Consider the following 13083-nt stretch of genomic DNA (forward strand, 5'->3'; position numbering starts at 1 on the left):
ACGTTCACAAGCAAAAGCCTTGCGAACGTTTTCCAATAATGTCATCCTTACTTTTTCTCCAACCTTTTTACATTAGATATTCTTTTTCAGTGTTTCTTTCCATGCGGCATAAGCAGCAGCATAGTCAGAACGATGTTTCTCGTCAGGTTCAATCACCTGCAGCTTCTCCAACGTAGCGAAGGCCTCATTGTTATCCTTATAGATACCGGCACCCATACCAGCGCCCTTGGCTGCGCCTACAGATCCGTCAGTATCATAGAGCTCGATGGTAGCACCGCTGACACCAGCCAGGGTATCACGGAACAACGGACTCAGGAACATATTTGCCTTACCGGCGTGGATCTTCTTGATGTCCATTCCCATCTGCTGCATGATTTCCATACCATAGCAGAACGAGAACACGATACCCTCCTGAGCTGCACGAACCAGATGAGCCTGTGAGTGCTTATTGAAGTTCAGACCGTTGATTGAGCAGCCTATCTCCTTATTCTCCAGCACACGCTCAGCACCATTGCCAAACGGAATGATGGTTACGCCCTCACTACCGATAGGAGCCTGAGCTGCCAGGTCGTTCATCTCAGCATATCCAATACCCGGCGTAATATTTCTGTGAACCCAGGCATTCAAAATACCAGTACCATTGATACACAACAATACGCCCAAACGGGTCTGGTCGGCAGTATGGTTTACATGAGCGAATGTGTTGACGCGAGACTTCGGGTCGTAATTCACATCACCCAGCACACCATAAACCACACCTGATGTTCCAGCCGTTGCAGCAATCTCACCAGGATTCAGCACATTCAGCGACAATGCATTGTTGGGCTGGTCACCGCCACGATAGGTAATCGGCGTACCTGCCTTCAGTCCCAGTTCCTTGGCAGCAGCCTCAGAAACAACACACTGCTCACTAAACGTTGGAACGATATCAGCAATCAGCGAACGGTCAAAACCATAGTAGTCCAGCAGGAACTGAGCCACATCATTATTCTTGAAGTCCCAGAACATGCCTTCCGACAAGCCGCTTACCGTGGTGTTGGGAGTTCCAGAAAGACGCAGAGCCAGATAGTCACCTGGCAGCATCACCTTATATATCTTTTTATACAAATCAGCCTCGTTCTCCTTGACCCATGCCAGTTTAGCAGCGGTAAAGTTACCAGGTGAGTTCAGCAGGTGAGACAAACATTTCTCGCCACCCAACTCCTTGAAAGCCTTTTCACCATAAGGAACGGCACGAGAGTCACACCAAATAATAGAGGGACGCAGCGGCTTCAAGTCCTTATCCACGCAGACCAGGCCATGCATCTGATATGAGATACCAATAGCTGCAATCTCATCACCTTTCACGCCACTGTCAGCCATGATTTTCTGCAATGACTGCTTGGCGTATTTCCACCATGACTCAGGGTCTTGCTCTGCCCATCCGGCCTTGACAGCCATGATAGGAGCCTCCTTCTCGGGGAAGAAAGCTGAAGCCACACACTTGCCGCTATCGGCGTTAACCAACGATGCCTTGACAGACGAGCTGCCTACATCGAAACCTAAAAGATATCTTGTTGCCATAATCAATATTGAATAAGTTTATTATGATACGTTACTAACGTCTTTTTCCCTAATTTATTTTCAAAAACAGGACAAAATCGCCTAAAACCTTATTTTTTTTCAACATTTTGTTGGCAATTCAAATATTTTGTTTACCTTTGCAGAATAAAAACAATCCTCAAACAGGATATTAAGACTAATTTCATATATGAAAAAGAAGATTCTAATACTTGACGACAAGGAGACAATCGCAAAGGTTCTCTCCATCTATTTGATGAGTGACTATGAAGTTCAATGGTTGCCCGATGGTCTTCAAGGCGTGAAATGGCTTCAGGCTGGCAACACCCCCGACCTGATTATCTCAGACATCCGTATGCCAGGCATGCGAGGTGATGATTTCTTGGAGTGGATCAAGCAGAACGAGCTGTTCCGCCACATCCCCGTTATCATGTTGTCCAGCGAAGACTCTACCAGCGAGCGTATCCGTCTGCTGGAGATTGGCGCCGAGGACTACATCGTGAAGCCGTTCAACCCCATGGAGCTTAAGATTCGCGTCAAAAAAATCCTGCCCAACTAATCATCATGATAGGTGTCGTATATTTAGGAAACAATCCTCAGACTGAAGAGCGCTTGAGATACCTGCCCGGTAGGCAAGTGACATTCACAAAGAACTATTTTGAAGCCGCTGAAGAGTGCAAGAAGCATGGTGTCAGCGACCACTTCATTTTATTCTTTGAGAAGACCATTCAATCAGAAGATGTCACAGCAATCACCTACCTTCGAAAGATTAGTAACGGCATCTATATCATCCTGCTAACCAATCAGTTGGACGACGAGGAACGCAAGGTTTATCAGGAGTGTGGCATCAACGACACACTTGACATCAACGCCCCCGTCACCGTCATCAACAAGAAGTTGCAGTTCATCTTCGACCGTGAGTCCATTCTGTTCGATGCACAAGTCACCAAGAAGCGTGTGCTCCAGTTCAAGATTCCTCTTTGGAAGCGTATCTTCGACATCGTATTCTCCCTGCTTGCCATCATCGTACTTTCTCCTGTCATGCTGATTACGGTGATTGCCATCAAGTTGGAGAGTCCTGGCCCTGCCCTGTTTAAGTCCAAGCGTGTAGGTACCAACTACAAGATTTTCGATTTCCTGAAGTTCCGCTCCATGTACACAGATGCCGAGAAGCGTCTGAAGGAGTTGAGCAAGACCAACAACCAATATACTGCTGGTCAAAACGAAAGCGATGTCTTCACCACTACCCCTTCAAGCGAACAGATTAAGCAGCAGATGCCCGATTTGGGTATGGAGGCCGAAATGATGATTAGCGATGAGGAAGTTATGCTGATTGGCGACGACTTCGTGGTGGCTGAAAGCGACTTCAGCAAGCAGAAGGAAGATGAAATCAACAATGCGTTTGTCAAGATTGAGAACGACCCCCGTGTCACCAAAGTGGGCCGTTTCATCCGCAAATACAGCATTGATGAACTGCCACAGCTATTCAACATCCTCAAAGGCGATATGTCTATTGTCGGCAACCGTCCCCTCCCCCTCTACGAGGCAGAGAAACTGACTATCGACTCCAGCATCGACCGCTTTATGGCTCCTGCCGGACTAACAGGCTTATGGCAAGTAGAAGAGCGCGGCAAGGGTGGTACCATGTCTGCAGAGGAGCGCAAGCAACTTGATATCCTCTACGGACAGACCTATAGCTTTGGCCTGGACATGAAGATAATCTTCCGTACGCTCTTTGCATTCGTACAAAAAGAAAATGTATAATAATCCTTTTTGAATATGTTCAAAAAAGTTGCATTATCCATCCTCGTTTCTGTTTTCTGTGTCGGCACATGGGCGCAGTCAGCTGATGACAGCGGCATCAGTGCAGGTTTCTTTGACTCTAGCCAAGATAGTGAAATCAATTACTCTGAGTTCAAACTTCCACCTCTGTCTGTTCTTTTTGAGAATGCCAAACAGAATCCCAACATTCTGCTTTTAGCTAAGGAACAAGAAATTGCTCAGTCCGAGGTGGTTAAACAGAAAAAGCATATATTTTCATACGTTAGTGGTCACGCTAGTGCCAGTTATGGTCTGTCAGACATTTGGAGTGGCGCACAAGGGACTGGCTATGGTTCTGGTATGGTATGGCAACCTCATTCTTCAGAGCAAAGTTATTGGAATGTGGGGGTCAACGTAAGTGTTCCCTTGGAAGATATTTTGGATTTGGGGCACGCTGTCAAGCGCAAACGTTTACAAGTGGAGAATGTCCAAATCCAAAAGGATGCTGCGTACGATCAATTAAAGTTGCAAATTGTGACACTTTATATCAAAATTACGAATAACTTGACTGCCCTCAAAACCGCTGGTGAAAATGCAGCAGCATATCAAGGTGCCGCTGCACTTAACGAAGTAGAATTTCAGCATGGAAATATGCAGATTGAGGATTATGCATATACAGGACAACGAGGTCAAGGTTCTGTTAACACCTATCAATCACTATTAACAGAAATAACGACAGATATTGTTACTTTGGAAATTTTGACTCATACACCTATCATCACCAATACAACTACCGACATTACACTTGATTCTTCTGTCGAAAAATCAAAGAAACAGATAGACAAGGAAAACAAAGAGGTGGAAAAGCGTATCAAAAAAGCGGTCAAAGAAGAAATGAAATTAGAAAAAGAACAGGCTAAGCAAGAAGAGAAAGCTGCTAAACAAGCAGAAAAAGCAGAAATGACTAACAATCCGAAATAAATAAATTCTATTACCAGCCATGGATATATTCAGATATTTTGTTCGATTTCTATATAAAATAAGGTGGTATCTTGTGATCTTACCACTGATTGCTATGGTGGTGGCATGGTTTATGACCCGCAACATGGAACGGCTCTATGATGCCAAGACAACTATCTACACAGGTATGCTAACAGGCTACAACATCGAAGGAGGAACAGGAACTGGTGGTAATCAGCAAACCAACATTGCCAACCTGATGCTAATCATCCAAACAGACAACACCATTCATGAGGTTGCGCTCAGATTATTTGCCCGTTGTATGATGTATGGCAATCCCAACAAAGATAACAATTATATTACGGCTGAACATTTCCGTCAATTGGATGCTAGCGTACCTGTAGAGGTTAAAAGCCTCATCAATAAGAACAGCGAACAGGAAACCTACAGAAATCTCAAGGCATACGAAAAGCCTACACAGGACAATTTCTTGTTTGGTCTGTTAAATTTCCATCCTTATTTCAGCGTTAGTAGTATTACCAGCCGCCTTAAGGTTTTGCAACTTGAGTATAGTGACATTATTGACATTTCATACTCTAGTAACGACCCTGGTATATGCTATAACACGTTAGACATTTTGAATGAGGTTTTTGCCCGCCAATATCGTGACTTGCGATATGGTGAGACTCTCAATGTTATTAAGTTCTTTGAAAAAGAAGTAGCTCGTCTATATCGCGTCTTGACAGAAGCAGAAAATGACCTCATCAAGTATAATGTCAAGCACCGTATCATTAATTATGGAGAACAAACCAAGGTTTTAGCCGGACTCGAGGCCCAGCAACAGGTAAAAGACAACGAACTTCGAATGAATATTGCCACCACAGAAGCCTTGATTGCCTATCTGAAGCGACAATTAGGTGATCATGCTAAAATTATAGAATCCAATCAACAATTCACAGCACTAGTTCGCGATATTACTCGACTGCAGTCACGTATTGCCAACCTCAAATTAATGAGTAGTGAAAATGGTGGCAACAATAATGAAGCTCAATTGGAATTAGCGAAAGCCGAGCGTCAGTTAGCAGAAACCACCAAGAAAGTCAAAGAGTTGACACTTGCCATTGAGGCTGCCAACTACAACACAGATACAGGTGTTAAAGCATCTGCATTAGTTGAAAAATGGTTGGAACAAGTTCTTTTGTTAGAACAAACCAAAGCCGAATTAAGTGCACAGGATATCATGAAAGAAAGTATCAACAACCAGTTCATCTTCTTTTCTCCAATTGGTGCCACTTTAGACCGTAAGGACCGTCATATCGGTTTCATTGAAGCTAACTATATCGAAATGCTTAAAGCTCTCAATGCAGCCCGACTACATCAACGCAACCTCCAGATGTCCACTGCAGTACTACGCATTCTGAATCCGCCTGTATTCCCCATGAATGCTCAACCAACGAATCGATCGATGATTCTACTTGGTTCCTTTGCTTTGGCTTTCGTAATGACGGCATTGTATTTCTTAATCATAGAAATGTTAGATCGTACATTGCGTGACCGTATGCGTTCTGAAAAAATCACACAGATTCCTGTCATGGGCTGCTTCCCCAAGGAAAGCACCTTGCGCTATCGTCGTTTCAATAAAACCATCAGCGATATGGCTTTGCGCCAATTGAGCAAATCGCTCCTTCCCCATTTTAAAGAAGGCCAGCAGAATGTGCTTAATCTATTATCCACCGATGCAGCCAACGGCAAGAGTTATATTGCTCAGGAATTGGAGAACTACTGGCTCAGCCTAGGTCTTCAGGTGCGTCGCCTTACTTATGATGAAGACTTCTTAGCAGAAGACAGCCGTTACCTCATGGCTACTGATATCAAGGACATCTGTCCGGACATCATGCCCAACGAGATTGCTATTATAGAGTACCCTAATTTGGACGATAACACTATCTCTACCTCGTTGTTGAATATGGGCACTGTTAATTTGATGGTTACCCGTGCCAATCGTACCTGGAAAGATGTTGACCAAAAGGCCCTCAAAGAGATTCAGTCTAGAATTGAGAAAAATGAGACCCTCTTTATGTATCTGACAGAGGCCAGTCGATATGCCGTTGAGGAGTTTGTTGGTCAGTTACCTCCCTATACAACATTCAACAACTTTGTCTATCGCATTTCACAGCTCGGTTTAACTGCCACAGAAAACAATAGAGCGAAGTAGTTTGTTGTTCATGAATAATGATTTTAGAAATTTCAATTTCAATTTAACAGGAGGAAGAGTTTCACTTCTCTTTCTACTCTTTATTTTAGCGATTTATCAATTTATCTTTTCTGGTTTTAATGCGTTTGCAATAATATGTTCTATTCCTTTAATAATACTTTTAATTATTGTAGCATTTAAATATCGGATGCTTGCTTTTTGGGCTCTTATACTAGTTAACTATATTGTACAATGGAAGGATTTTCCAAGCTTAAATATACCAGCATCTTTATATAATGAACTCTTAGAAATAATTTTACTTTCAATATTAATAATTGATGTAAAAGAAGCTCATTATGAACGTGTTATTAACCTCATGTTTTTTACATTGATTATTTGGTGCAGTTTTTGCACTTTGGAGGTTCTAAATGATACATGTGGTATTGGCATAGATATTGGTGCTTGGTATGCTGCAGCAAGAATGATGGGGTACCAATTAATTTATGCATTTTTGGTTTTCTCATTATATATTACAACACCCCAAATATTGATAAAATATTTATATATATGGGGAATTCTTGCACTTATTGCTGTAATCTGGGCATGGAAGCAAAAAACTTTTGGTTTTACAGATGCAGAGCATCTGTGGATGGAAACAAGAGGAAGAAGCACCCATATTTTGGCTGGTGGAACATTAATTAGGTATTTTTCAATTTATAGTGATGCAGCTAATTTTGGTATAGGTATAGCTTCTACAGCAGTGGCTTTTATTATTTTTGGCATAACAAGTAAAATAAAGAAACATAAATATTTCTTTCTAATAATAGGAGCTGCTTGTACTTGGGCAATGTTCCCTTCTGGAACAAGAACTGCTATCGCTTGTTTGATGGCAGGATTCATGGCATATATCTTTCTATCAAAATCAATCAAGATTGCCATTCCTTTTTCTATATTTTTTGGGATATTTGTTTTTATCCTTGCTTTTACAAATATCGGGAATGGCAACCAACAAATTAGACGTATGCGTTCTGCTTTTGACAGAAATGACGCTTCTGCCAACCAGCGTACACTTAATCAACAAGCCATGAAGAAATATATGCAAGAAGCCCCATGGGGCATTGGCATGGGTATTGGTTATTTAAATGCTCCTGTCAATAATAAATATACATATATGGCAAAAGTTCCGCCTGATTCTGAATATGTTTATATATGGATTCATACTGGCATAATTGGAATCACAATATTTTTAATTTGTACAGGATTTATGCTTATTGGGGCATGTCGGATTGTCCTGTTTAAGCTTAAAAACCCATCACTCCGCGGTATCGGAGCTGGCTTTTGTTGTGCATTCGTTTCCCAACAGCTCGGTGGATACGGGAACCAAGTACTCATGCAATTTCCCAATTGTTTAGTTTTCTACGGAGGTCTAACTATTGTCTATATATTACCTTATATTGAGAAAGAATGGTTAGAATATGAAGAAAAGTTATTAACCATACAAGAAGAAAGGATACGCCTTAAAAAAGAAAAGAAAAATAAATCAAGGATAAAATCATGGTTAGCATGGAGATAAGGTTGTCTATCATTACTGTCAATTACAATGGACTCAACGACACCTGTGCATTGATTGACACCATCCCCTTCAATGACGATTTGGAGGTGATAGTGGTAGATAATGCTTCTAAAAAAGATGAAGCCTCCATCATCGAGAACCGCTATCCCGGAGTCAAGGTTATTCGTTCCAAAGAAAACCTTGGCTTTGCTGGCGGCAATAACTCAGGAATCAAGGCTGCTCGTGGCAAATATCTCTTTTTCATCAACAACGACACCATATTCAGCCCTCAGCCCTCAGCCATCAGACCTCAGACCTCAGACCTCAGCCATCTTATCAATCGTTTGGAGTCCTCTCCAAAGATTGGGATCGTCTGTCCGAAGATTCGTTTCGCCTGGGACAATAACCCCATCCAATTTGCAGGCTACACCCCACTCTCTCGCGTTACCATGCGAAATCGTTCCATCGGATATGGTGAGGAAGATCGAGGGCAGTATGACACAGCTCACCCAACCCCTTATGCTCATGGGGCTGCTATGATGGTGAAACGTGAAGCCATTGAGAAAGTTGGGCTGATGCCGGAATACTATTTCCTATATTACGAAGAGTTGGACTGGTCCATGATGTTTAAGCGGGCAGGATATGACATTTGGTACGAACCGGCTTGTACCATCTACCACAAAGAAAGTCAATCAACTGGTCAGGAAAGCCCTCTGAAGGCATATTACTTGACCCGAAACCGCTTACTGTTTGCCAAGCGCAACATCCAAGGTATACAAAAATACATAACATATTGCTATCTTATTGGCATCGTTGCTGTGAGAGACATCATGAAACATGCCACAAAAGGCAATCCCACCCTCTTACGTGCCACATACAAGGGCATTCGCGATTTTCTCGTTCAGCCAGAAGGCACGCCATTACAAAGCGAAGCGACATAAATAATTTTCAACTTTCAATTCTCAATTTTCAACTCGAATAGATGGATTTCTGGTGGATACTATATATCATTGACGGCTTGCTGTTTTTGCCCATCGCAATCACAGTATTATATATATTGGCATTCTCTATCATTGCCCTTTTCAAGCATAATCGAGAAATCAAAAAAGCCAAGGAGCTAAACCGTTATATCGTACTGATACCCTCTTACAAAAGCGGCAAGAGAGTTCTCGAAACCGTGAATGCTGTTTTGGGACAGACCTACAACCAGCGCAATTTTGATATTGTAGTCATTGCTGACCATGAAAGCGAGATGATCAATATGCGCTTAGCCCAGATGCCCATCACTCTGTTAACACCGAATTTTGATGTAAGTTCGAAAGCCAAGTCTTTACAATATGCCATCCTGAATTTACCCCAGTTTAAAATTTATGACGCAGTGATCATCCTCGATGCTGGTAATATCGTTGACCCAGACTTCTTGGAACTTGTCAACGATGCCTATGACACCTCTGGTTCGAAAGCCATACAGACTCACCGAGTTGCAAGGAATCGCGATACATCTATAGCTCGTATGGATGCCACTTTCGAAGAAATCAATAATACCATTTTCCGTTCAGCCCATCTGGTAGTAGGACTGTCCGCAGCATTAAACAGCTCCGGATCTATTTTTAATTTTGTCTGGTTCAAACAAAACATCATGAAGATTCGTTCCATGGTTGGAGAAGACAAGGAGTTGGAAGGCATGCTTGTGCACGATGGTATCTTTATCGATTATTTTGAAGACATCCATGTGTACGATGAGAAGACGCGGAATATTAAAGACTTTAACAACCAGCGTGGACGATGGACCTACATCCAGTTGCACTCACTTTTGAACAACATCCATTTCCTGCCATCAGGATTTATGAACAGCCAATACGACCAGATAGATAAAATCATTCAATGGATGCTGATTCCACGCACCATCATGATGGGCGTTATGGCCATTATGAGTATGACACTTCCATTTATCTATTTAACTTTGGCAATCAAATGGTGGATAGCAGCAGCCATTGTACTATTCGCATTCTCCTTGGCTACGCCAAACTACTTGGTCGATAAGCACTGGGATCGAGATTATCTCAATGCCCCTCTGATTACAGTTGGTGCTATCTTTAACATCTTTAGGGCTGGTAGGGACGAAGCTGGCAATCGCTTAGATACATTCAGTCATCTCATTCATAAATTAGAATTTAAAAAGAAAAAGAAGTGAACATAGGCACCATCATCACCATCATTGACCTACTGCTATGGCTCATCATAGCAGCCAATGTGGCGTATGTCCTCTTTTTCGCCCTCGCTTCCCTTCTTCCAAAGAAATCCCTTCACCCTTCTTGCGTCCCTTCGGTAGCAAGCGAGCAGAGCTCGAGCGCACCCATCAACTTTCAACTTTCACCTTTCAATTCTCCGCTCGAGCTCTGCTCGCTTGCCACCGAAGGGACGCAAGAATTCTCTTCTTTCCTCATTCTTTTCCCCGCCTATCACGAAGACGCAGTCATCCTTCATTCTGTAGAATCATTCCTGCAGCAGGACTACCCTAAGGATAGTTATCACGTCGTTGTCATCTCTGACCACATGACACCAGAGACTAACGAGCAGTTGTCCAAACTCCCTATTACTCTACTACTGCCCACCTTTGAGCATAGCAGCAAGGCCAAAGCCCTGCAATTCGCCATAAATAAAGTGGAAAGTGGAAAGTGGAAAGTGGAAAGATACGACTACGTCGTCATATTAGATGCTGATAATGTGGTAAATCCTTCTTTCCTTTCGGATTTAAGCCATATCGTTCGTCCAAATGAAGCCATTCAATGCCACCGTACAGCCAAAAATGCCGAGAATGATATTGCTGCGCTCGATGGTATCAGCGAGGAAATCAATAACAGCATCTTTAGAAAAGGACATAACCGAATTGGTATGTCTTCTGCATTGATTGGCTCCGGTATGTGTTTTGACTATCAATGGTTTGCAGAGAATGTCAATCACCTTGACTCTGCCGTTGAGGACCGCGAACTCGAAGCTCTGCTGATGAAACAAGGTGTTCATATCCATTACGCCGAGAATATCCATGTCTTGGATGAAAAAGTCAGCAATAGTGATACCTTCCAGCGCCAGCGTCTCCGTTGGATGACAGGTCAGGTGCAAGCTTTCGTCCGCATGCTCCCTTATATTCCCAAGGCTATCATCACTGGCAACTTCAACTATATCGACAAGACTATCCAGCAGGCCCTCATTCCCCGCTCTATCCTCCTTGTCCTCACTCCACTGTTTGCATTTTTATCATTTATTATTCCTCATTCCTCATTCCTCATTTATCTATGGTGTACATTGTTCGCCGTATTGATTGCAGCCATTTTAATTGCCATTCCTAAGCAGCTTCGCACAAAAGCCATCTTCGGCAAACTCCTAACACTCCCTCGTCTCGTATGGCGGATGCTAAAAAACTCTATATATATTAAATATAAAGACACAGAATTCCATCATACACCTCATGAGGATATCAAACATTCAATACCAAGACAATGAGTGAAAGAGTACACAGAAGCGTAATGAATATTAAGGTTGGCATGTTGTTTTACATGCTTTCTTTAGTGTTGGCATTCTTCTCAAGGAAGATCTTTCTTGATTGTCTTGGTGCTGAGTTTATCGGATTAACAGGTATGCTCGGAAATATCATGAGTTTCTTGAGTGTGGCAGAACTTGGTATCGGCACTAGTATTGTTTATTTCCTGTATAAGCCACTCCAAGAAGACAACCATGAAAAAATTAATGAAATCATGTCCATACTTGCCTATCTATATCGTTGTATTGGCTTTATTATTGGTATAGGCGGTTTCATCGTTAGTTTGTTCTTTCCATGGTGGTTCGGTAAACTGGATTTCGGGCTGCCACTTGTATATTTTGCCTTTTATTCATTCTTAGCCACTTCAATGGCTGGCTATTTATTCAATTACAAACAATTATTAGTTGGAGCAAACCAAAAACAATACTTAGTCAACGCATACTTCCAAACAATTGGGATTGTACAAAGCATTGTCCAGATATTATTAGCCTATTATTATCGCAATTTATTTTTATGGGTTTTAGTAGGACTAATATTTACGATAATCGGTATTATTATTTTCAATTACCGTATCAAACAACTCTATCCATGGCTAACTGTTAATTTGACACAAGGCAAACTGAATCTAAAAAAATACCCCGAGGTTCTAAAGAAAACCCGCCAGATATTTATTCACAGGATAAAAGATTTTATTCTCTATCGAAGTGACGAAATTCTCGTAGGAGCATTTGTCAGTATTACGCAAGTCGCATTCTATGGAAATTACACAATCATAACCAGCAAACTTAACTTCTTGGTCAATATTTTAAGTGACGGTATGAGTGCAGGAGTTGGTAATCTTGTAGCAGAGGGTAATGACAAAAATACAATGAAAGTATTTTGGGAGCTTACAGCTATTCGTTTCCTCATTGCCGGTATTGTAATCTTTGGATTACTTCTTTTCTTGCAACCTTTCGTAACTTGTTGGTTTGGAGAAAAATATAGATTAGACGATTTAATCATATACCTTCTAATTCTTAACATCTTCATATTCTTAACACGAGGAGTAGTAGAAATGTATATCTCTGCATATGGTTTATTCTCAGATGTTTGGACATCATGGACTGAACTAATTGCAAATATTACCATTACACTTTGTCTTGCCCCGTTCTATGGTATTTCAGGTATTCTGATAGGAAAAATTCTTAGTGTTATTTTCATTGCATTATTATGGAAACCATACTTTCTATTTAATAATGGCTTCAAAAAGAAAGTATCGGATTATTGGAGAAACATGTTTATCTATTATTCCATTTTCATTTTATTTGTTTTTATATCTTTAATCATACGAAACTTCATTATTCAGCCAACTGTTACATCTATTCTTCAATTGTTATTCTATAGTATTATTATTTTTCCTCCTCTATTATTATCATACTTTTTACTTCTTTCATGTCTAACTCCTGGTATGAAATATTTCATTGCAAGAAGACCAAGACTCTATGACAGAATCTTCACAATCAAAAGAAAATAGTT

At 41.5% G+C, this 13083-nt stretch carries 10 protein-coding genes; 9 read left to right on the forward strand and 1 reads right to left on the reverse strand.

Annotation, left to right across the window (positions count from 1 at the left end; all coding sequences use genetic code 11):
* Positions 1-72: 72 nt before the first annotated feature.
* Positions 73-1563, reverse strand: coding sequence for an FGGY family carbohydrate kinase (locus Q0R57_RS09690; RefSeq protein WP_294746709.1), 1491 nt, complete (start codon positions 1561-1563; stop codon positions 73-75).
* 187 nt (positions 1564-1750) lie between these two features.
* On the opposite strand from Q0R57_RS09690, the gene Q0R57_RS09695 reads away from it, so the two are divergent.
* The 9 genes from Q0R57_RS09695 to Q0R57_RS09735 are packed head-to-tail and all read left to right on the forward strand — an operon-like array spanning position 1751 to position 13081.
* A complete protein-coding gene (locus Q0R57_RS09695) occupies positions 1751-2119 on the forward strand; it encodes a response regulator transcription factor (protein WP_294746713.1) in 369 nt (122 codons plus the stop codon).
* 5 nt (positions 2120-2124) lie between these two features.
* Entirely contained in the window at positions 2125-3324 is a 1200-nt protein-coding gene (locus Q0R57_RS09700; protein ID WP_294746716.1) for a sugar transferase, read from the forward strand.
* A gap of 15 nt (positions 3325-3339) precedes the next feature.
* Positions 3340-4302, forward strand: a complete 963-nt coding sequence (locus tag Q0R57_RS09705; protein ID WP_294746719.1) for a TolC family protein — start codon at positions 3340-3342, stop codon at positions 4300-4302.
* Positions 4303-4321: 19 nt separating this feature from the next.
* Entirely contained in the window at positions 4322-6496 is a 2175-nt protein-coding gene (locus Q0R57_RS09710) for a hypothetical protein (RefSeq protein ID WP_294746721.1), read from the forward strand.
* Positions 6497-6506: 10 nt separating this feature from the next.
* Entirely contained in the window at positions 6507-8048 is a 1542-nt protein-coding gene (locus tag Q0R57_RS09715; protein ID WP_294746724.1) for an O-antigen ligase family protein, read from the forward strand.
* Positions 8039-8968, forward strand: a complete 930-nt coding sequence (locus Q0R57_RS09720) for a glycosyltransferase family 2 protein (protein ID WP_294746727.1) — start codon at positions 8039-8041, stop codon at positions 8966-8968. The genes Q0R57_RS09715 and Q0R57_RS09720 overlap by 10 nt, the downstream gene beginning before the upstream one ends.
* 41 nt (positions 8969-9009) lie before the next feature.
* Positions 9010-10221 carry a glycosyltransferase family 2 protein gene (locus Q0R57_RS09725; RefSeq protein WP_294746730.1) on the forward strand — a complete coding sequence of 404 codons (1212 nt, stop codon included), beginning with the start codon at positions 9010-9012 and terminating at the stop codon, positions 10219-10221.
* Positions 10218-11531 carry a glycosyltransferase family 2 protein gene (locus Q0R57_RS09730; RefSeq protein WP_294746734.1) on the forward strand — a complete coding sequence of 438 codons (1314 nt, stop codon included), beginning with the start codon at positions 10218-10220 and terminating at the stop codon, positions 11529-11531. Before Q0R57_RS09725 ends, Q0R57_RS09730 begins: the two co-directional genes overlap by 4 nt.
* Positions 11528-13081: a sugar transporter gene (locus Q0R57_RS09735; protein ID WP_294746737.1), complete on the forward strand. Its 1554-nt coding sequence runs from the start codon at positions 11528-11530 to the stop codon at positions 13079-13081. Before Q0R57_RS09730 ends, Q0R57_RS09735 begins: the two co-directional genes overlap by 4 nt.
* The last annotated feature ends 2 nt before the right edge of the window (positions 13082-13083 follow it).

The sequence above is a fragment of the uncultured Prevotella sp. genome (assembly GCF_946407605.1).
Classification (GTDB): Bacteria; Bacteroidota; Bacteroidia; order Bacteroidales; family Bacteroidaceae; genus Prevotella.